Here is a 20,113-nt window from a genome sequence, read left to right on the forward strand (position 1 = left end):
AACGGCTCGATCCACTTCGCATCATCCGCTGAGATCACCCCACCCATGCCCAGCCAACGCACCAACCGCCCCACCGGTTACGGGACAACCTCTAGGCGGCGAGGTGGTGCTGGAGGAGAATCCCTGCACGGTCAGGCTCGCAAACGGGTGGATCATCATGAACCCGGGCGGCGGCCCCACCTCGGACAAGCCGGACGTCACCCTGCGCCCGCCCACCGACCCCAGCACGGTCAGCAGCTTCCTCAACCTCCGAGTCGCCGACATCGAGGCGTGTCACCGGGAGTGGAGCGCGAAGGGTGCCCAGTTCCTCACGCCGCCCCTCGATCGCAAGGCCGAGCTGCGGTGCTACTTGCGTGACCCGGACGGCTACCTCATCGAAGTAGGGCAGGCCACGGGCATGCTGCGCGGCGTCTACGCGGACCGGCCCGCAGGCACGAGCTAGATCCTTGACCTGTGTGCGGCCTGTCGTCCGCAGGGCACGACCGGCTCGCCCGGCGCGCTTCGTGCAAGGCCGAGGGACCTAGCTCGGGAGACAGCCACGGGCGTGGTTGCGGCTGCCCAAAGGATTGACACCCATACCGGCACTGGTGTCAATCACGGCCATCGCCTGCAGGTTGTCGTATTTTCCTGTTGCTCGTCGTCTCCCTCCACAGGAATACCGAGGCCTGCCCAGCCATGCCCGACGGACAGAACCGGATGCCCGCGACGCGCAACCTCCGCGCGCACACGCTACGAGCTTGCGCCGCGACATTGGTCGTGGCGTCGCTCACCGCCTGTTCCACCATCGGCACGCCCCACAAGGCGCAGGCGCCCACGGTACGGGCGGACGAACCGGCTCCGGGGCCGCCGGCACGAAAGCTCAGAACCCGGGGTGCGACGCTCGCGAGAGCGCTCAGGACAGTCAAGCCCGACGGCCACGCACGGCTGGCGGTGGCGGTGCTCGACCAAGACGGCGCCGACCAGGAGATCGCGTCGTACGGCAAGGGTGCGACGTTCGAAACGGCGAGCATCGTCAAGGTGGGAATCCTCGCCACCCTGCTGCTCCAGGCGCAGGACGAGCACCGCAAGCTGACGGCTGCGGAGCGCGCGAAGGCCGAGTCGATGATCCGGACAAGTGACAACGAGGCAACGAACGAGCTGTGGCAGGCGATCGGCGAGGCGGAAGGCCTCGACGAGGCGCACGAACGGCTGGGGCTCTCCTCGACCCGGGGCGGCCCCGGCATCAGATGGGGGCTCACCCGGACCACGGCGACCGACCAGGTCAAGCTGTTGCGCGCGATCTTCGCCCGAGGGCCGGCAGCCTCAGCACACTCGCCCGAGGGTCTGAGTCAGGAGTCCCGTGCCTACATCCGCTACCTGATGGCCCGGGTCGCGGAGGGCCAGGACTGGGGGGTGTCCGCAGCCGACCCTCAAGGCTCCCGATGGGCCCTCAAGAACGGCTGGCTGCAGCGGAGCAGAACTGGCCTGTGGGTCATCAACAGCATCGGTCAGGTCACCGTGCACGGGCGTCGCTACCTGGTTTCGGTCCTCAGCCGCGGCCATGCGTCGATGCAGAGCGGGATCTCGCTGGTCGAACGCGCGGCGAGAGCAGCGGCCGGCGCGGCCAGCGCACACGTCCGCCCGTGGCCGCAATGAACGGTCCGACGACGGCCGCCGTCGCTTGCCGACGGAGCGCCCCCGCCGCAAGACAACGAAGGCAGGGCGCCCCCACCGGATGGCCCGTCAGCATCCTCCTTGTACCGAGCATTTGACACAAGATTTCGACCACGGCATCTTGTACCCACCACTTGGTACAAGATGATTCGGGGGACCTGCACGTGCTCGACACCGCTCCGCTCCAGTCGCGGCTTCTGGATCACGCCGACCACTACGCCCGCTGGTCCGGCCTGGCCATAGGCGTGGTGCTGGCACAGCAGTTGGTCACGATGGAGAGCGGCGACATCACGACGCCCCTCGTCTTCGCCATCACGGCTTTCGGCTTGTGCGCGGTGGGCGGTGTCCTGCTCGGCGACGCTCTGACCCTGCGTCCCCAGGAGGCGGTACGCACCGCGAGTCTGGCTCCACGACTGGTCCGGGACCACGTGCCGCCGCGAATAGGGCCCCTGCTCCTCCTGCAGGCAGCCTCACTCGTCTCTCTCCTTTTCATGGGCGCCGTCACGGCCTCGTACGGCGCCGACCAGGCAGACAGAGCGGGACGTGTCATGATCGTCAGTTGCGAAGGGATGAGCGCATCCCTCGGTCCCTGGCCCGGCCTGTACTACAGCGGCCCGATGTTCGCAGCCCTCGCGGTCGGGACCCCCGCCTGCGTCTGGGCCCTGCGCCGTATCGCCTTCGGGCCGGGGGAGTACCAGCAGCGCCGCGACCGCGCGTGGGCGATTGTGGGAGCCTGGGGGCTGCTGGTGTCGAGTCAGGTGCTACTCGTCGTTCTCATGCTTCTCATCGCACTCACGGAGGGGGAGTGCGCCGGCCGGCTGGGCGCCGCCACCATCGTGGCCATCTGCCCCCTGGGCCTGCTGAGCGTGTTCACGTTCGGGTGGTCCCTGGTAACCGTGGTGGCACCGCGGGCGGTTGACGACGCGGTAGTGAACGATGGGACTTTCGACGATGAGTGACCGGGCCGTCCGCGTCGACACCTCCAGCCAGGTACCCCCGTACGAGCAGATCCGCGCCCAGTTGGCCGCGCTCATCCGCACCGGCCGACTGACCCAGGGCGAGCGCCTGCCGACCGTACGACAGCTCGCTGCCGACCTCGGACTGGCGCCGGGCACCGTTGCCCGCGCCTACCGCGAACTGGAAGCCGCCGAACTGATCCGTACCCGCCGTGGCGCGGGCACCCGCGTGGCGGCACTCCCGTCCGGGCCGCACGCGCACGACGTCCACCAACTCGGCACCCTGGCCAGGGATTTCACCTCCGCCGCACGAGCCCTCGGTGCCGACACCGAGGAAATCCTGACCGCCGTCCGCAACGCCCTGAACTCGGGACACGCCCCTGCGACGGCCGCTGGTGACAGCGCAGTGGGCAGTCCGACCGAGGCGTCAGTGAACGTCACGGGTGTGAGGCGCAGGCTCGAGCAGGCGTAGCGGAGCACGGCGCAAAACCGAGGCCGCTCAAGGGATGTCAGGGTGCGGGAGGCATCGTGGCGGTGGTCCCACCCACACGTGGCCTCGTCAGGGCTGCCCTCACCCTCCGCCTCGCATCAGCGGGAACGGGAACGGGGACGGGGACGGGGACGGGTACTGGAACGGCTCATCATTCATCGTGCGCGGTCACCATGGGCACCGCATCTGGTCGAGTCCGGAGCGGCCGCAGTACTGCCATCCCTTCCTCGAGTCCGACTTTCATGGCGAAGTCGAACCGGTCCACTTCCAGGCACAACCCCACATCGGCGGAGTGAGCACCGCGGCGTCGCCCGCCGCGCAGGTCGTTCGCGGCTGGAGAGGTGTCGGCGCGGTGCAGATAGGGGCCGGGGGCGGGACGATCCCCGGCCAGGAGGCGGTCCAGGTACTCGGCGCAGGCCAGATCCTCCGCCGCACGGCCGTCCTCGCCGGTGGCCACGAACGTGACTGACTCGGCGCCGGCATCCATCACGGCCCGAGCCGTTGCGCCGGCCACGACGAAACTGGCGCACAGCGCCAGTTTCGCGTCAACCACCGCCAGGGCTCCGACCGTTCCCGCGGTCGTCTTCTGAATCACCGTGCGGCCGGCCAAGTCGGCCTCCCGGATCAGGCCAGGGGAGTTGGCCAGGTCGAACCCGCTGACCACCGCTCCGTCCTTGAGTGCCAGCCAGCCCGGGTGATCCGCCTTGATCGCCAGTGCCTCTTCGACGTCGGAAGCGAGAACGATCTTGTCTGCCCCGCGGTGAAACGCCCATGCGGCGGTGGTGAACGCCCGCATCACGTCGATCACAACGGCCACTTGTTCGGTGCCGTTCACCTCGGTCAAACCGACTGTTCGCGAGTTCATGGCGGGATGGTCGCAGCCCACCGGAACGGTCCACAAGACGACTTGGCGATCTCTCGACGCCACGGGATCTCTTGCACAGGGTCGCGGCGGCGGCTCTTTTGCTCTCTGTCCCCGCTGAGCACCCAGCCCGGGGAGAGCGTCGGACTACACCGAAGCCTGCCTGCTGCAACCGGCCGTCACAGTTGAGGGTTTGCACGGCCGAAGGTCGCGACCGCAGTGACGTCCATGAAGTAGGGCGCATCCGTCACCGCCGCTGAGAAGGCATAGAGGCAGGCCGCGGGAACGACGACAAGCCGGGGGAGTTGAAGGTCACGCCCCTGTGACGGGGAACCGACGAAATGCGTCCCATCCCGACACTCAAGCCACACTCCGCACCCTCAGGCTCGGGACTGGCCAGGGACAGTTGGCACGCGGATTTCCGGGTACCCACGTCGACATGGGACCCGGAATTGATCACGCTGCAACCGTACGAGCCCCGCGCCAGCTGCGCCGAATCCGCACCCACTACACCGCAGGCGCCGCCGTGTGGGCCGTTTCGACCGTACTGGCGGGGTGGGATGACCCGGGAGGGACACAGATGTGGGTGTCGCTGGTGTTGCTGGTGATCTTTGCAGCTCTGTCGTCCATGACGTCCCTGTGGCTGTGGCGTCAGCAGACTGCCAGCCCGGAAGAGCCCATGCATCACGCCGCTCCGCGGAGGACGGCCTGAGCCGTCGCCTCCCTCGCCGCGAGGCCGAGCATGGGCCAACACCGTGGTGCCGCGACCCTCGAGAGCAGATCCCGCCTCACTCCTGCGCACTCCACCGGTGAGATGTTGGGCCGTGGGGCGCGCCTGCGACGTTTCACAGTGACGGAAGCGGGGGCACAGGAGATGCTCGGTGTGTCCGTTGACCGTGCCCACGCTCGGCGCCGTGGCGCGATGAAGGCGCCAGGGCACCGAGCTGGCCGTCAGGCCGATGTGCGCAGTTGTGTGCCGTCGCTTCCCTTACCTCAGATGTTTCCTCCTCGGTTGAGCCAGCAGCGGATGGATCCGCCGTCGTAAACGACGACGTAGTCGGCTTTCCCGTCGCCGCTGATGTCACGGAACGTCGACTTGTCGCCGGGGTATCCGGTGTCGTTGACGAAGTATTTGTGCTCGGTGAACCCGCCAGCGCCTCCGCCGCCGTTGTTGAGGTAGGCGTGGACGGCTCCGTTGCTGCCGACCATCAGGTAGTCGGCCCTGCGATCGCCGTTGACGTCGGCGAGGCGAAGCTTGTCCCGGGAGCCGTAGGAGACCCCCGGAGCCCAGTTGAGCCGTTCTACCCAGTGGATCAGACCCTGGTCCGTGACGGTGTTGAGGTAGGCGTGGACGGTACCGGTGTCACCGGTGCGCAGGTAGTCGTCACGGCCGTCGCCGTTGACGTCAGCGAAGCGGATGGCTTCACGCGTGGCGCCGGAGACCCCGGCGGCGATGGGCTTGCCCAAGGACCAGTCGATCCGTCCATTGGCGATGCCTTGGTTTTCGAAGGCGAGGACTGAACTATCAGGCCCGAGTTGCAGCCAGTCGTCGCGTCCGTCCCCGTTGATGTCGGCGAACCGCATCCCGGCACCGTCTTCAGGGGTACCAGCGGGAATGCCGGAGTCCACATCGACCCAGTTCGGTTTGCCGGGTGCGCCGGGAGTGTTCAGCGCGGCTCGTACTGCGCCATTGGGAGTGATGCGCACATAGTCGGCGCGGTTGTCACCGTTGAGTTCGACAAGATCGGTCCGGCCCTCCGGATGCGTCATGCCGGAAGCGATGACACCCAAGGGGTTCCAGCCCGGGCCCGCCGCGGTGTCCGGATCGCACTTTTGTCCCGTGCCTGCGACCGGCGGCTGGAGCCAGCCTTCGTTCTCCACCAGATGGGTGACGTCGAGAAATGCCTGCGCCATCTTGCGGTAGCCGTCGTCGTTGGGATGCGAGCCGTCGACATCGGCGGTGGTCAGCTCCCCCATGTTGACCAGCATGACGTGCTTGCCTTGGGCCCTGCGCTGGTCGACGATGCGGGGCAGTTCAGCGTTGTACCGGTCGATCTTGTCCTGCATGCCTTCCTTGGTGGAGGGGATCAAGGTGGCAACCAGCACTGTGGTCTCGGGCGCATCGCGCAGGATCTGATCGATCAAAGCACCGAGCCGCTCGGGCGCGGTGTCGAGCTGGTGGTTTTGGTTCATGTCGTTGGTGCCGGCGTGCAAGGTGACCAGGTTGGGCCGATGCGCTCGCACCGAGCAGGCCGTCATGCGGGCGATCTCGTCGATCCGGAAGCCGGGATGGCCCTCATGGTGGGGGTCGGCCATGTCGCCGGACCGCTGGGATCCCACAAAGTCCACTGATCTCTTCATGATCCCCGAGATCCCGGTCAGGCTCTCGTAGTACCAGTAGCGGTAGCCGTTGCCGGTGGAACTGTTGACCCCATCGGTGATCGAGTCCCCGGTGGCCATCACGGTGGTGGGCACCGGCGGTGAGGGTGGCTGGTGAACGGGTTGGTCCAGGCCCACCTGCACCGGCCAGTGATCGGAGTTCTCACGCAAGAGCCGGTGTACCGGAATACCGGGATCCAGGCGGTCGGCAACCACGTAGTCCAACTCCCGAAAAGCGGTTGCCTGCGTGGGCTCACCGGAGTTGTACAACGCCGCGGGCGGCATTCCGGCACGGGTTTCCAAAGTCGCCGGAGTGACGTTGAAATCGCCACCCACCACCCAGTCGTAGGAGGTCCGGTCCGCCAATTCCCAGGCCATTACCGCCCTGTCGATCCTGTCCAGCATGTCTGCGGAGTCACCGCCACCCTCACCGCCGTTGCGCGCGCTGGACAGGCCGTGGAAGGTGAAGTACCAGGTCGTGCCGAACCGTACACCCAGCGCGCTACGGCCGGCCTGGACGCGGTTGTTGACCACACGCACCTGATCCGGCACACCGCGGCTGACGACCGAGATGTTGACCCGGCCGCCCGTACTCGTGCCGCCGGTGGTGTCCGTCTGCAGGAAGGTCACCGTATAGGGCCCTCCGCCGGTTCTCTCGGTCTCCGGGTTCCACACGCTGCTTTGGTACCTATGCCCATCGACCGTCCAGTGAACGGTCGATGGGATACGCCGGTTGTTCTCGTTGAGCAGGCTGGACACCGGACCGGGGCCCGACTCCTGGAGCAGCACGATCGATGCCTGCCGCAGGTACCTGCGAACCGTTTGCCAGTTGGCGCCGGTGATCCCCCCTGCGCTCTCACCTTGCATGTTCCAGGTGACGACCGTCATGCGGTCCAGCCAGTCCGCGCGTGCCGCAGTCGGCGTGAGCACGACCACCGTCAGCGATGTCGCCACGGATGTCAACGCCAAGACCATCGTCAGCAGCGCTCTACGCCATAGCGCACCGTCCCGCCGACGTATCGACCGGACTCTCGGCCATAAGTGACGCATACCTGTGGCACCTCGCGGAGATCTCATTCGGTTTCGCTTTCGCTTACTGTTCCGGCACGGCATAAAACATGGGCATGCCAACAGGTGCGGGGTGTGGGACGCCGCACAGGCCGACTCGTCAGGCGGCTGTTCCGCCCACGACGACGCTGACCCTCGAGTAGTTGCGGCGGAGTGCCTTCAACGGTTGGTACTCCGGGGCGTCCCAGAACCGGCGGGCGGCATCCTTGCTCTCGAACTCGTGGATGACCAGGGTCGTGGGGCGCCACTCTCCTTCGAGGAACACACAGTTGTCGTCGACGAGCAGGTTGCGGGCCCCGGCCTTCTCGATCAGAGGGGTCACGGCGTCGACGTACTGCTGGAAGCCGGCCGGATCGTTGACATCCAGGTCGATCACCACGTATGCGGTCATTTCGCGTGCCTCCGGATGGGTCATCAGTGGGGTGATGCACCGACAGTAGGAGCCCGATCCGAGGCGTTTCTATGCCTCAGGCGCCGAGAAACATACGTGATCGTCCGGAACTCCGGACCAGCGGTATGGTGCCGCCATGGATGTGTTCAGTGATGCAGTGGCGACGATGAAGGTCGGCCGGGCGAAGCTGACGCGCTCCAGGCGTGCCGGCCGCTGGGGCCATCGCTTCGGCCCTTACCCAGGGGCGGGGTTCCACGTCGTGCTCGGCGGTGCCTGCTGGCTTATCCCTCCGCACGGCGCGCCCGTGTGGCTGACCGCCGGTGACGTCGTCTTCCTGCCTCACGGAGCGGCACATGGCGTGAGCAGCACCTCCGACCGAGCCTTGAACGAACTGCCCTTGGAAAGAACCGAAACGGCGGGCCCGGACCTGATCACGGACAGCGTCGCTGTCCCCGCCGACACAACCGACCCCGCGGACCACACGGTGCTGCTGTGCGGCGCCTACCGGCTCAACCGGGGATCGGTGCATCCCTTCCTACGGAACCTGCCCGACGTCATCCATCTGCCGGCCCGTATCGGCCGTCACGGCTCACTCCGTTCCGCCGTCGAACTGCTCGGCAGCGACGTGACGGAGCAACGTCCCGGCGCGGAGGCCGCGCTGCCCGCCCTGCTGGACCTGATCCTCGTGTACGCCTTGCGTGCCTGGCTGGACGAGCAGTGCCCACAGGAGTCAGGAGGCTGGTGCGCGGCCTTGAAGGACCCTGCCATCGCTGCCGCCCTCGACCATATGCACCGCAATCCCGCCCGCGCATGGACCGTCGCGGAACTCGCCGCGGCCGTCGGTCTGTCCCGCACGACCTTCGCTGCACGGTTCGGCTCCTACGTCGGCCAGTCCCCGATGGCCTACCTCACCTGGTGGCGCCTCAGTGTCGCCTCGCGCCTCCTGCGTGAGAGCGACGCACCGCTTGCGGCACTGGCGCGCCAGGTCGGCTACAGCTCCGAGTTCGCTTTCGCGCACGCCTTCAAGAAGGAGTTCGGGAGTCCCCCTGGCGCCTTCCGCAAGGTTCACGGCGGTCTCCACGAACCGCGCTCGCCCAGCTGAACTGTGGCAAGCGTCAGCGGCGTCGAGCTGCGGTGGAGAACGCTCCGACAACGATGGCGCGCAGCCGACATGATGGGGCAGAGGGCACATCGGGGACGCTCGAAGAAAGTGGACGGCCGCCGGCTAGACCAGGCAAGAGCGCGCTGTACGGGTGCGGCTACACGCCGACGCCGGCGGTGGCGGACGGGCTGTACGGGTACTGGGCACTGGTGCCAAGGTGCTGCGAGAAGAGCTGGCGGACCTCGACGTCCTGCGGTCCGGCGCTGCGCAGTGCGACGGCGTGATCAGCTTGGCGTGCGGACGCGACCACAGCAGTCCGGATGCGCTCGCGCAGGCCATCACTGAGGAGAGCGCCGCTCTCGCCGCGCTGGGGCACAAACTCATCGGGAGCGACCGCCCCACCGTCGCGGTCTCGGGTACGCCCTGGGTGCCGGGACGTGCCTCCACCGAGGCCGATCCGCTGCCGACTGACGGACCGGTGGGCGGTCGGGGCCGTTCGGTCACAGCGCTGCTGGATCTCGCCTCGCGTGGTCTGCGCAGCATGGCTGACCGCATGCCGCGCACGGTCCACAACGAGGGCCAGGGCGGATTCGCCGGCCCGTTGGTCGATGCAGCGCGCCGTACCGGGGTGTCCGGTTACCCGGGCGATGGCACCCAACGCTGGCCAGCCGTGCGCGCGCTCGACGCGGCAGTCCTGTTCCGTCTGGTCCTTGAGTCGGCACCGGCCGGGACGTCCTGGCACGCCGTCGCCGACGAGGGCGACGCGGTGCGCGACATCGCAACGGTCATCGGTCGGCGACTGGACCTGCCGGTCAAGGAGATTCCGCGGGAACACTTCGGCCCGTTCGGTCCGATCATCGCCATGGACCAGCCGGCGTCCAGCGCCCACACCCGCAATGCCCTCGGGCGGCGCCCGACGCACCCCGGCCTCCTCGAGGACCTGGTAAGACGTCGCCAGCAACGGCAGCAGTCCGATATAGGTTGATTCGGCCGCGTGTGATCAGCACCGCAGCCCTGTCCGTCGGGCGCAGACCGGCACGGCTGACGCGCTGCGGTCCGTCCTCGTTGACGGCGCGAGTTCGGAGGCAGTGATGGCCGAGGAACAAACAGCGTCTCGGACTGTTTCTCCGGGCTGAGACCGCCGATCCATTCGACGCCCTGTGGCATCGGGTGCAGCTCTTGGGTGAGTTCGTCGTGTGTGGCGTCGCGTCCGGTCATGACTGGCGACCGTGGGACCGGCGGCGCTGCGCCGCGCTGATCAGGATTCCGCGCATCACCGCGAGTCGGCCGCGCCTTCGGTGTCGTGGGCCAAGCGGGTGGCCTGCATCGGGTGCACATGGTCGAGTCAGACGCCTTCGCGGGCCAGAGGGCCAGGCTGGCGCTTTCGGCGAGGCAGTGCGCGCATCGTGCGTGCGTTCGGGCTCGAGGCCGTAGCGCTCTCGTCCACCCGTGCCGGCAGAGGCGGGTATGGTCTCGTAATCCCTGCGGTAGGCATGGGACCGACGTGGTCAGTAGGAACGGCGACGGTCGGACCGGTGACAGGTCGTTCAGCGTGGAGTCCCGGTGTCAGTCGTCTCATGACGGCATCGGGTCTTCCCGAAGCCGAGCAGGACAGTGGACTCAGCGCCAGTCGTCGATCACGTAGGCGTCCGGGTGGCTGTAGCCGGGTTCGTTGGGCTTGTGCATGGTCACGCCTTGCAGCCAGGTGCGGAAACCGCGGTCGACCATGCGCCGGTAGGCATCCTGGCGGGCCAGGTTCATTCCGGCGTCCAATTGCCCCAGCCCCTTCTCGGTGGCCAGCTGCTCACACGCATCCAGCAGTCGTTCGAACCGGTCCGCGGCGTCCGGTCCAGGGCGGACGGCGCCGAATTTGACGAAGCACACGTCCTCACCGGCCTCCGACCCCGCTCCACAGTGGCAGACAGCCAGACCGTCGAGGTCGGAGTCGGCGCCCTCGAGGAGGATGGTGTCCCCGAGCCCCTGCGCCTGTGTGGCCATGATCTCGCGTTCCAAGCTCAGGCCCTCGTACACGGCCTCTGTCAGTGCGCGGCTGAGGCTCAGTGCGTCGGGCCGTTCAGCGTCGGTCAGCTCGCTGTACAGCACTCGGCCGGGGACCGCGGCACTGACGGCGACCTGTTTCTTCATGATGGCCGTGAGGAATCGGGGCCAGAAGCCGTACCGGCGGTAGAGCTCGAGGTGCTTGGGACTCTGAGAGAACGTGAACAGGCCGCGGTGGCGGTTCTCCCAGGTGTCGAAGCAGGCCATGATCGGTTCCATGAGGCGCCTGCCGATGCCCTGGTCCCAGAGATCCGGGCGTACGGTCAGCGGGCCGAAGTACCCGACGCTGCCCCAGTTGGCGGCGAAGTTCGATCCGACGACCTCGTCCTCGACGACCGCTGCGAAGGCCGCGTGTGGATCTGCCGCCCAGCGGGTGCGGACATAGTCGGCGGTCCCGAAGAACGTCTCCGGCTCAGGGGCCCCGAGGAAGGTCCCGAAGGCGACCCTGAAGATCTCGTCGGCCCGATCCAAGTCCGGCTCGACCAACGGGCGGACCGACACCGAGGCGGCGACACTCGTTTGCTTCGCTGCGGGCATGATCGCTCTCCTTTCCGCCCCCAGTTCCATCGCACCATGGACGTGCGCGGCGGGCGAAACGACGGGTCGGGCCGGTGCCCAAGGATTGAGCGGCGGCGTTCCCCGACGACAGGGCGGCCGTCTTCCTGCTGATCGACCACCCGCTGGCCCGGTCCTCCGGGGGCCTCGGAGGAGCCGGAGGGCGCGGACTGTGCCTGCTCGCCTAACCCCACCATGCTTGTCACCGCCGTCGACAAGTTCGCCCAGCGAACCATTGGAGCCTGCCATGGCCACTTGACCGTGGATGCGTGATGTCGTCACGGTGGCCGGCGTCGGAGCCCGGTGCCGATGAGGCAGCTGTCGAGGATGCCGGTGCGGTACTGAAGCCGGCAGAGGCCGCGTCGGAATGCAGTGATCAGGTCATCGGTGTCGGCGAAGGCACGATTGGCCACGGTGTTCCGTCGCAGAAGGGACCAGATACCTTCGACCCGGTCGAGGTCGGGCGCCCAGCACTTGGAAGAGAGTGAGCCTGGCGCGGTCGGCGATGCCGCAGCACATCCCAGCGATGAGGTGGGTGTTGAGTCTGTCCCATACCAGCACAATCGGATCGCCAAGGTGCTGGTGGGCAGTCTGGATCAGGTCGCGGTAATCCCTCCAGCAGACGCCCTTGAACCCATCGAGCCGGTGTCCAGGCGGGGCCGGTAGATCAGCCGCGAGGACTCACCCGCGTTGTGGCAGGCCAAGGCGAAAGCCGATATGCGCAGACCGGACCAGGTGCCGGTGATCGACGACGTCATCGAGAGTCCGGCTTCGTCCTCGAAGAGGAGCCAGGCGTCGAGCGCGCCGCCACAGTGTTGCCGCCTGCGACCAGGTTCTCCGCCATCCAGCCGACCATCACCTTCTCGACCCGCTCGACCGCCGGCCGGGCGGGGACGTGGCATCTCCCGCCGTGCATGTTGAGTAGGGCGGCCACCGGTTGCACGGTGTAGTTCCTGTGCGGACCGCCCTCCGGTGCGTCAATGCTGCTTGGTGCCGTGATAGCGCTTGGCGAGCCGCGCGAGTGCGACCGCGCCGAGCAGTAGGCCGAAGTCGCGCAGCGCGATGTCGTAATGGTCGGGGATCGTCAGCAGGTTGACGATAATCCCTGCGAGCCAGCCTGCCACCAGCCAGCCCCCGAAGCGGGGGGCCACCGCGACGATCAGTCCGGCGATGATCTCGATGACGCCGACGGCGTACATGGCGTCCTGTGCACTGCCGGGGACGACGTCGTTGATCCACGGGGCGAGGTAGCCCGGCCAGTCGACGAGCAGGTTGGCGAATTTGTCCAGCCCGAACAGCACGGGGGCGACGGTGAATCCGGCGCGCAGGATCCAGAAGGCCTGGTAGCCGGGGTCGGTGGTGATGGCAGGCCGCGCGGTGACGGGCGTGGCGGTGGCGGGTGTGGACGACATGACGCCCTCCTTCTATAAACAACCTCTCTTGTCGATAGAAGCGCATCCCGCTTCTTTAGTCAATGGAGGTTGGTTTTACAATGGTGTGTGTGGACCACTCGAAGGAAGCACCCCGCGACGATCTCTCCGCCGTAGCGGCGCTGGACGAGCCGACGCGCCGCCGGCTGTACGAGCACGTGGCGCGCAGTACCGGCCCCGTGGGCCGGGACGAAGCAGCCGAGGACTTGGGACTGGCCCGGCAGACTGCGGCGTTCCATCTGGACCGCCTGGCCGACGAAGGGCTGCTGGACGTCGTCTACGAGCGGCGCAGCGGGCGAACCGGACCAGGCGCCGGGCGGCCGGCCAAGCTGTACCGCCGCTCCGAGCGCGAGGTCGGCGTCAGCGTGCCCGCACGGCAGTATGAAATGGCCGGACAACTGTTGGCCGAGGCGGTGGAGGAGTCCGACAGCACCGGCGAGCCGGTCCGCGCGGTGCTGTACCGCAAGGCGGCCGAGCTGGGCGAACGGCTGGGCGGCGAGGCCAGGACAGGCGTCGTGGAGGTCCTGGAGCGGTACGGCTTCGAGCCGCGTCGCGAGGGGCAGACCGTCGTCCTCGGGAACTGCCCCTTCCACCTGCTGGCACGCAAGCACGTCGAAACGGTGTGCGGAATGAACCTCCACCTGCTGCGCGGAGCCCTCGCCACCTCGGGCGACACCGCCTACCAGGCATGCCTGGCACCGGCTCCGGGCCGCTGCTGTGTGGTGCTGGAGCCGGCGTCCTGAGGCTATTGCGGAGTTGCGGAAGCCGGCGCTGGCGCACCCGACATCCGTTGCAACGGCGCCCCACCTGAGGACATCCCGCACGCGTCCGCCTGCCGCAGCACCCTCGCTTGCCGGTCCAGCGGACTCCATGGTCGTCGAGGTCGAAGAACCGCCCTCGACGCAAGCCTCCAACGGTGGCGGGTCCGAGGCGTGGCCTGACGGGTCAGTCCTCCGCCGCCGACGCGGCCACAGCGGCACGCCGGGCCCCTCATCGGGGCGGGCCCCCTTCACGCGGAATGCGCGGCCACGGCCGGGGTGAGCGGTGTTCGCGACGGCCGCCTTCCAGGCTCCCGGGCCCGGGCCTTGCGTCACCAACCTGAATGGAAGCCCAGGTGAACCCGCATCCTCCGGCATGCGCCGGAAAGCACACCTTCGGGGGATTTGGAATGCGAGAGTGCTAGGGCCTGTCCGATAGGTCAGTGACGAGCTGGACCGCCGATCGTTCAGCACTGCGTGGGGCGAGGTGATGTTGCTGACTTTGAATGGGCCCAGCTGGAGCCGCACTTGCCGAAGAACACCGGTCGGGGCGGACGCTGGAAGGAACACCGGAAGATCATCAATGGGATCTTGTTCCGCATACGGACCGGCATCCCGTGGAGGGACCTTCCAAGGAGGTTCGGGAGCTGGCAGACCTGTTACGACCGGCACCGGCGGTGGTCCGCGGATGGCACTTGGGAGAGGATCGTCCGGGCCGTCCAGGCCGATGCCGACGCGGACGGCCGGATCGACTGGTCCATGGTGAGTGTGGACTCCACGGTGTGCGGTGCTCATCAACACGCCGCCGGCGCACGCAAGCAGGCGCCGCGGAAAACGGGAAAGCACACCCGGCCCGCCCAGCGCCCCGATGAGGCGCTGGGCCGTTCGCGCGGGGGCCTGACAACGAAGATTCACTTGGCATGTGAGGGCGGTCTTCGGCCTCTCAGCGGCGACAAAGCGTACTCGTCACGCCGCAACCGCCGTTATCTGCGGCGTCGGCAGATCAAGCACAGCATCCCCGAGCGCCGTGATCAGCGGGCCCACCGCCTGCGCCGTGGCAGCAGCGGCGGCAGGCCCACCGGCTTCGATGCGGCACGCTACGGCCGCAGAAACGAAGTTGAGCGGCTGATCAACCGAACCGATTGAAGGCGAACCGGGTGGCCACGCGATTCGCCAAGAGGGCGTATGTCTTTTGCGCCACCTTGACCGTCGCAGCTCTGCGCCTCTGGCTTTGCGCATGACCCGCCAACAACCTAGCGCGAGCCGAGGAACTCGATCGCCCGCTGGGTCAGGAGCTTGGCGGCGTCCGGGTCGTAGGACGGCAGCGAATTGTCCGCGAACAGGTGCTGGTCTCCGGGGTACAGGAGTATCTCCGCATCAGCGCAGTCGGAGACGAGCGCGCGGGCGGCGTCGATGTCCTCGGCGAAGAGCGGATCGGCTTCCGTCGCATGCACCTGCACCGGAACACTGTCAGGCCATGCCTCGCCGAACTCCGAGACGGGGATGCAGGCGTGGAACAGGAGCGCACCCCGCGCGCCCGCCCGCGTCTGCGCCAGCTTCTGGGCGGGCAGCACACCGAGTGAGAAGCCGGCGTAAACGGCGTCCGGCGGCAGGTGTTCGGCCGCACGGACGCCCCGCTCGGTGATCTCGCCGAAGCCGAGCTGCTCGACGTAGCCCTGGCCCTCTTCGAGGGAGTCGAAGGTGCGTCCGTCGAAGAGGTCGGGCGTGTGGACGGTGTGGCCGACCGCGCGGAGGTCGTCGGCGAAAGCGGCGACTCCGGGCGTCAGTCCCTGCGAGTGATGGAACAGTACGACCTCTGTCATGCCCGAACCCCTTGCCTTGTGGGTAGCGAATGATCCGGAAGTTTAGAATAATCGAAGAGTGTCGAACAATCCCCGTCTCCCCGACTACGACCTTGCCGACGTCACAGACGTAACAGCCCCGGCTCAGCTCCGCGCGCTGGCCAACCCACTGCGCAACGCCATCCTCGAGCTGCTCCTCGAACGCGCCGCGACCGTGAGCGAACTGGCCGCCGCACTCGGCCGCCCCAAGAGCACGGTCGCGCACCACGTGAGCGCCCTGGCGGATGCCCAGTTGCTGAAGGTCGTACGGACCCGCCGGGTGCGAGCCATCGACGAGCGCTACTACGGCCGCACCGCGCGCATCTTCCGCGTCGGCACGGTCAGCCAGACCGGCGAGGCCGAGGCGCCCTACTGCAACAACGATCTCGCCACGGCCGCCGCCGAGTCGGCCCCCGCACACCGGGCAGATCAACTCTCCTCGATCGTGCGGCATGTGCGGATCCCCCAGGAACAGGCCCGCGATTTCTGGGCGCGGGTGCTGGAGCTTGCCAACGACTACGCGCAACTGCCACGCGGAGGCGATGTGGTGTACGGCTTCGCTGCCGGGCTCTACCCGACCGACTATCCGGCGCTGCCAGAGGCCGAGTCTGCGGCGGACTGACCTGTACCGCAGGTCGTGTCGTCCGTAGCCACGGCCTGCAGCACTCGAACCTTCACCACTTAGGCCCCATCTCAGGCAGAACCCACCGAGTCACATGACCTGTCGGACACGCCCTAATTGATGGACTTTATCGGTGGCTGGCCCGGCAGACTCCCCGCGTGCGGTGAACTTCTACGGTGTGCGGAGGAACGATGGTGGTGGTGCATGTGAGTTGTCCGGCGGTGGCGCTGGGCGAGCACCGGATTCCGACCAGCGCTGTCCTGGAGGACATCGAGCGTGCCCAGCACGGCCGCCCGGGTGTGACAGCGGCGCTGCGCATCGTCGAGAACCTCAAGGTCGACACCCGCTACTGGTCACTGCCGCTGGAGGAACTGCGCACACCGCAAGGCATCGCGGCCCGCAACGCGTGGGCGACAGCAGCGGTGTACAGGCTCGGGGCCGAGGCGGCCCGCGGAGCGCTGCGCAACGCCCGCCTGGAGCCGGATGAGGTGGACTATGTGATCCCGGTGCACAGCAGCGGGGTCGCCATGCCGGGATTGGGCGTGCACCTAGCGCAGGAACTCGGCCTGCGGCCGGATGTGCTGTACGTTCCAGTGACGCAGGTGGGCTGCACGGCCGGGGCGTGGGGACTCTCGCTGGCCGCGCAACTGGTCTCGGGGATGCCCGACCGGCGGGTGCTGCCGGTCGTCGCAGAGGCGCTGAGCAGTTGCTACCGGCCGACGGAACCGGGCATCGTCCCGGCGATGAACTCCGGGCTGTTCGGGGACTGCGAGGCCGCAGCTGTGGTGACCGCCAACTGGCGCGGGCCGGGCCGGATCATCCAGGCCCAGGCCGAAGGCTGCCCGACGCCCCTGACTTGACACACGCCTGGGACAGCCTGCGCGAGCACGGCAACCCCGGCGGCCCCGCCGTCCTCGACGTGCTGCGCCGCATCCACGATGCCCCACCCCCACACGACGCCCCGGGGCTGCTGTGCGGCTTCGGCCCGGCTTCTTCGGAGCGGCAGTGCGCGGCAGGTGGCGCCAGCAGGAGTGACAGCATCCCTGTGCGACGCGCTCACCGCCCTGCCGCCAGTCCCCACACCGCCCGGACCCGGGCTGCAGTCCCTTCGATCCCGGCACGCTCGGCCTGCGGCCCGCTCACGGGGAGCATTGGCACGTCTCCGGCACTCAACTGCTGCGCCGCGAGGGGTGCACGGCGAGGCCATGGGCGACGTGAACGATGGCCCGGCCGTGACGACGATCGGCCAGCGAAGTCGAGTGCAGCAACCGGAAGAAACCCTCATGGCTCTCGACCATCGCTCCACGGAAGAACTCCGGGGGTGCCCTACGTCTTTGGTCAAGGGAAACGGGGCTGCGTTGGGCCTGGGGGATGGGCAACATGGCGGGGTGGCCGACCTGCTGTGGGATGACGTGAAATGCATCTTCGACCCTGACTTGACGGGGTCGTTGCCGGACGTGCGTGTCCCGGATGCCTCGGTGGAGGACTGGCAGACGGTCCTCGATCTTGTCGCGGATAGGTGCTGGAAGTGCCAGCACTCCGAGGGAGAGACGGTGCTTCCGGTGCCCCGGGCAGAAGCAGTTCTGTCCCGTCCGGCGGATGCCGAGTGTCCGGACCTGCGGGTCTGGCCGACTGCAGATGTGTTGGCGATCTTCCGTTTTCATGCCGCCGATGAAGTCGACTTCGACGTCGACCTGCGCGAGTTGCAGGGCCAGGAACGACTTGATGTGTTCTGCGACTTCCTCCAGGAGATCGGCCGACGGCTCGGCAAGCCGGTGCTGATGGACCCGGAAGGCGACTCCGGCCATCCAGTGCTGGGCTTCGATGTCGAGGGCGATCGAGTCGTTCTCCTCGCAGACCCGCAAATCAGGTGACTGCGGCCGACGGCTGCGGTTCGTAGAAAGCTCCGTCCCGGAGCATCCGAAGAGGACGTGCTTGTTACCCCCGTCTGGAGGGCTGTTCACCGCGGATCGAATGACCCCGAGCTCCGGGTCGCCGAGGCGAGACCCGCGAAGGCGGCGAGGTGGCCGGCGGTCCGGAAGTTGCTGCCGTCACCGACCTTGATCAGCATCCTGGCTCCGGTCCTGACGCGACTCCCGGCATGGACATCAGGACCTTCGAAAGATGGCCCACTGCGCTAGTGCGCTAGTTGACCACGCTGCCACCGGAACCAACAGGGACGGTCGCGGCGAGATGCCGCACAGACGTCAGCGGTGGCCCCAGTGGGCCTGCACCTTCTGCACGTCGGCTTCGAGAATGTCGCGCAGGTCGTCGTCGCCTGGAGTGGCTTCGTTCACTTCGCGGGGTTCTGGCACGACTTCCGTGAAGTCGTGCGGCTCTCGCCAACGCACCAAGCGAGGCCGACGACGAGAGCGCCGCCGGCAATGGCTTCAGCCCGTCTCCGCCACGGACGTGTTCGTCCGAGTCTGTGACTCGCTGGAATGCCCGCCCCAGCACGTCATGACAGCTCCGATGCTGCTGGCCTGTTTTCGGCACTTCAACTTGCGTCGGTACCCCTGGCTCTGACGGTGATCCGTGCGTAGTCGTACCCCCCAGGCGCAGGCGACGGGTTGTAGGTGACGGTGAACGTCCGCCGTACGTCGCCGAAGCGGTCGGAGTACGTCACCCCGGACGGGCTGGAGCGCTTCGGCTTGGCGGTGATGTCGTACGTACGAAGGAAGTCCTTGACGCTCGAGTCCTGGCTGTTCCCCACTTCGTACCGGAGCACCGCGACGCCGTCGTTCTCCACAATGGCGTATGTCGGTATGTAGTAGCGTCCCGCAGTTTGATGCTGTTCGTGGTGCATCCCCGCCTTGCGCTCCACGGCCTCCTCCGGACTGTCACCGGCCGGCGTGAGCAGCGCGACGGCCGCCCAGGCGATCGCGCCGAGCGTCCACACCACGCACAAGGCCAGGAACCACCACAGCCACCTGCGTCGGCGCGGCCTAGTGGGGCGCGTCTGCGTAGACACCCGTTCCATCCCTGATCTTGCGTGGGTATCCCCGGCTTCAGCCGGGGGAGGGAATCGTATCCTTACCCCGGAGGCGCGAAGCGCCGGAGTTCTCTGCGCCTGCGGGGTGACGGTCAGACGGGCCGCTTCTGGCCCTCGATGTATTGACGGATCACAGTCAGCGGTGCTCCGCCGCAGGAGCCCGCGAAGCAGGAGCGGGATCAGAGGACCGAGCCTGCCGATGCGGTTGGTCCGGCCGGTGTACTCGGCCGGCAAGTAGCGGGAACTGACGCCTTTGAGGCTGTTGATCAGCTTGGACAGGGTGACCTTCGGCGGTTACAGAGGTCGTTTGCTCCCGTTGTTTCATCACGTGTTGCGTAGTTGATCCGGTGATGCCGGTTCGCGCCAGGAGACGGTTGCTTCGCCGGTGAGGCGGCGGGCCATCAGGTCGGTCATGGCGAGCTGGATCACGGCCTCGGAGCGGGCGGGGAGGGTCTCGTAGTCGCGGGCCAGGCGGCGGTGGAGCATGAGCCAGCCGTGGGTCCGCTCGACCGTCCACCGTTTCGGAATCGGGGTAAAACCCCTGGTCCCTGGGGTGCGGGCGACGATTTCCATGTTGATGCCGATGGAGGCGGCGTGCTCGACGAAGTGCTTGCGGAAGCCGCCGTCGACCCAGGCCGTGCGGCTGGTGGGGTGGTCGACGGCGACCTGGTCGAGCAGTCGGGCTCCGGCGGCGGAGTCCTGGATGCCGGCCGCGGTGACGAGCGCGGCGAGCAGGAGGCCGAGCGTGTCGGTCACAATGCTGCCCTTCCTGCCCACGATCTTCTTGGCTGCGTCGGTGCCCTGGCTTGTGACGGGGACACTGGTGGAGGTCTTGACGCTCTGTGTCGATCACGCATGCCGACGGGCTTGCATTCCGGGCCTCCTGTTGCCGAACCAACTCCCGCAGCAGGCCGTTGAGCTGGGCGAATACCCCGTCCTTCACCGACAACCCGGCA

General features: G+C 67.7%; 15 protein-coding genes and 6 pseudogenes. 11 read left to right on the forward strand and 10 right to left on the reverse strand.

The features are described 5' to 3' along the window. Positions 1 to 88: 88 nt before the first annotated feature. From ACIRD7_RS40975 to ACIRD7_RS40990, 4 genes and pseudogenes are all read left to right on the forward strand, one after another. Positions 89 to 442: pseudogene (locus ACIRD7_RS40975) on the forward strand (VOC family protein); the annotation flags it as partial. A gap of 188 nt (positions 443 to 630) precedes the next feature. Continuing rightward, entirely contained in the window at positions 631 to 1,635 is a 1,005-nt protein-coding gene (locus ACIRD7_RS40980; protein WP_403461197.1) for a serine hydrolase, read from the forward strand. Between the two features lie 182 nt (positions 1,636 to 1,817). Beyond that, entirely contained in the window at positions 1,818 to 2,612 is a 795-nt protein-coding gene (locus ACIRD7_RS40985) for a hypothetical protein (RefSeq protein ID WP_403461198.1), read from the forward strand. Beyond that, positions 2,605 to 3,081, forward strand: a complete 477-nt coding sequence (locus ACIRD7_RS40990) for a GntR family transcriptional regulator (RefSeq protein WP_403461199.1) — start codon at positions 2,605 to 2,607, stop codon at positions 3,079 to 3,081. The genes ACIRD7_RS40985 and ACIRD7_RS40990 overlap by 8 nt, the downstream gene beginning before the upstream one ends. Positions 3,082 to 3,250: 169 nt before the next feature. Here the strand turns inward: ACIRD7_RS40990 and ACIRD7_RS40995 are convergent, their stop codons facing one another. The 3 genes from ACIRD7_RS40995 to ACIRD7_RS41005 form a co-directional block, all read right to left on the reverse strand. Continuing rightward, complete coding sequence (locus tag ACIRD7_RS40995; protein WP_403461200.1) at positions 3,251 to 3,964, reverse strand: 2-phosphosulfolactate phosphatase; 714 nt, start codon at positions 3,962 to 3,964, stop codon at positions 3,251 to 3,253. Between the two features lie 990 nt (positions 3,965 to 4,954). After that, on the reverse strand, positions 4,955 to 7,294 hold the full coding sequence (locus tag ACIRD7_RS41000; protein WP_403461201.1) for a GDSL-type esterase/lipase family protein: 2,340 nt from the start codon (positions 7,292 to 7,294) through the stop codon (positions 4,955 to 4,957). Positions 7,295 to 7,508: 214 nt separating this feature from the next. Next, positions 7,509 to 7,799 carry a DUF1330 domain-containing protein gene (locus ACIRD7_RS41005; protein WP_403461202.1) on the reverse strand — a complete coding sequence of 97 codons (291 nt, stop codon included), beginning with the start codon at positions 7,797 to 7,799 and terminating at the stop codon, positions 7,509 to 7,511. 136 nt (positions 7,800 to 7,935) lie between these two features. Here ACIRD7_RS41005 and ACIRD7_RS41010 point away from each other — a divergent pair, with 136 nt between their 5' ends. Together ACIRD7_RS41010 and ACIRD7_RS41015 are read left to right on the forward strand one after the other, a co-directional pair. After that, positions 7,936 to 8,901 carry an AraC family transcriptional regulator gene (locus ACIRD7_RS41010; RefSeq protein ID WP_403461203.1) on the forward strand — a complete coding sequence of 322 codons (966 nt, stop codon included), beginning with the start codon at positions 7,936 to 7,938 and terminating at the stop codon, positions 8,899 to 8,901. Positions 8,902 to 9,109: 208 nt separating this feature from the next. Further along, positions 9,110 to 9,886, forward strand: a pseudogene (locus tag ACIRD7_RS41015) (3-beta hydroxysteroid dehydrogenase); the annotation flags it as partial. Between the two features lie 635 nt (positions 9,887 to 10,521). On the opposite strand, the gene ACIRD7_RS41020 reads toward ACIRD7_RS41015, so the two are convergent. The 3 genes and pseudogenes from ACIRD7_RS41020 to ACIRD7_RS41030 all read right to left on the reverse strand — a co-directional run bounded on the left by ACIRD7_RS41020 (position 10,522) and on the right by ACIRD7_RS41030 (position 12,926). Next, complete coding sequence (locus ACIRD7_RS41020) at positions 10,522 to 11,496, reverse strand: GNAT family N-acetyltransferase (RefSeq protein ID WP_403461204.1); 975 nt, start codon at positions 11,494 to 11,496, stop codon at positions 10,522 to 10,524. A 296-nt stretch (positions 11,497 to 11,792) separates the two neighbouring features. After that, a pseudogene (locus tag ACIRD7_RS41025) lies at positions 11,793 to 12,272 on the reverse strand (DDE endonuclease). Positions 12,273 to 12,491: 219 nt separating this feature from the next. After that, complete coding sequence (locus ACIRD7_RS41030; RefSeq protein ID WP_403461205.1) at positions 12,492 to 12,926, reverse strand: hypothetical protein; 435 nt, start codon at positions 12,924 to 12,926, stop codon at positions 12,492 to 12,494. 83 nt (positions 12,927 to 13,009) lie between these two features. Here ACIRD7_RS41030 and ACIRD7_RS41035 point away from each other — a divergent pair, with 83 nt between their 5' ends. Together ACIRD7_RS41035 and ACIRD7_RS41040 are read left to right on the forward strand one after the other, a co-directional pair. Continuing rightward, positions 13,010 to 13,687 (forward strand): helix-turn-helix transcriptional regulator, encoded by a 678-nt coding sequence (locus tag ACIRD7_RS41035; RefSeq protein ID WP_403461241.1) that lies wholly within the window; start codon positions 13,010 to 13,012, stop codon positions 13,685 to 13,687. 492 nt (positions 13,688 to 14,179) lie between these two features. After that, a pseudogene (locus ACIRD7_RS41040) lies at positions 14,180 to 14,943 on the forward strand (IS5 family transposase). A 12-nt stretch (positions 14,944 to 14,955) separates the two neighbouring features. Here the strand turns inward: ACIRD7_RS41040 and ACIRD7_RS41045 are convergent. Continuing rightward, positions 14,956 to 15,525, reverse strand: a complete 570-nt coding sequence (locus ACIRD7_RS41045; protein WP_403461206.1) for a dienelactone hydrolase family protein — start codon at positions 15,523 to 15,525, stop codon at positions 14,956 to 14,958. Positions 15,526 to 15,583: 58 nt separating this feature from the next. Between ACIRD7_RS41045 and ACIRD7_RS41050 the strand changes: the two genes are divergently transcribed. From ACIRD7_RS41050 to ACIRD7_RS41060, 3 genes are all read left to right on the forward strand, one after another. Further along, positions 15,584 to 16,165 carry an ArsR/SmtB family transcription factor gene (locus ACIRD7_RS41050; RefSeq protein ID WP_403461207.1) on the forward strand — a complete coding sequence of 194 codons (582 nt, stop codon included), beginning with the start codon at positions 15,584 to 15,586 and terminating at the stop codon, positions 16,163 to 16,165. Between the two features lie 191 nt (positions 16,166 to 16,356). Next, the gene (locus tag ACIRD7_RS41055) at positions 16,357 to 17,025 is read left to right on the forward strand and encodes a hypothetical protein (RefSeq protein WP_403461208.1); all 669 of its coding nucleotides are present in this window, start codon (positions 16,357 to 16,359) and stop codon (positions 17,023 to 17,025) included. A gap of 528 nt (positions 17,026 to 17,553) precedes the next feature. Then, entirely contained in the window at positions 17,554 to 18,039 is a 486-nt protein-coding gene (locus ACIRD7_RS41060) for a hypothetical protein (protein ID WP_403461242.1), read from the forward strand. A gap of 67 nt (positions 18,040 to 18,106) precedes the next feature. On the opposite strand, the pseudogene ACIRD7_RS41065 reads toward ACIRD7_RS41060, so the two are convergent. The 3 genes and pseudogenes from ACIRD7_RS41065 to ACIRD7_RS41075 form a co-directional block, all read right to left on the reverse strand. Further along, positions 18,107 to 18,289 (reverse strand): annotated as a pseudogene (locus tag ACIRD7_RS41065) (IS110 family transposase); the annotation flags it as partial. Positions 18,290 to 18,662: 373 nt separating this feature from the next. Beyond that, entirely contained in the window at positions 18,663 to 19,136 is a 474-nt protein-coding gene (locus ACIRD7_RS41070; RefSeq protein ID WP_403461209.1) for a hypothetical protein, read from the reverse strand. A 345-nt stretch (positions 19,137 to 19,481) separates the two neighbouring features. After that, a pseudogene (locus ACIRD7_RS41075) lies at positions 19,482 to 20,094 on the reverse strand (transposase); the annotation flags it as partial. Between the last annotated feature and the right edge of the window lie 19 nt (positions 20,095 to 20,113).

This window comes from Streptomyces sp. NPDC093568 (assembly GCF_044764945.1).
Lineage (GTDB): Bacteria > Actinomycetota > Actinomycetes > Streptomycetales > Streptomycetaceae > Streptomyces.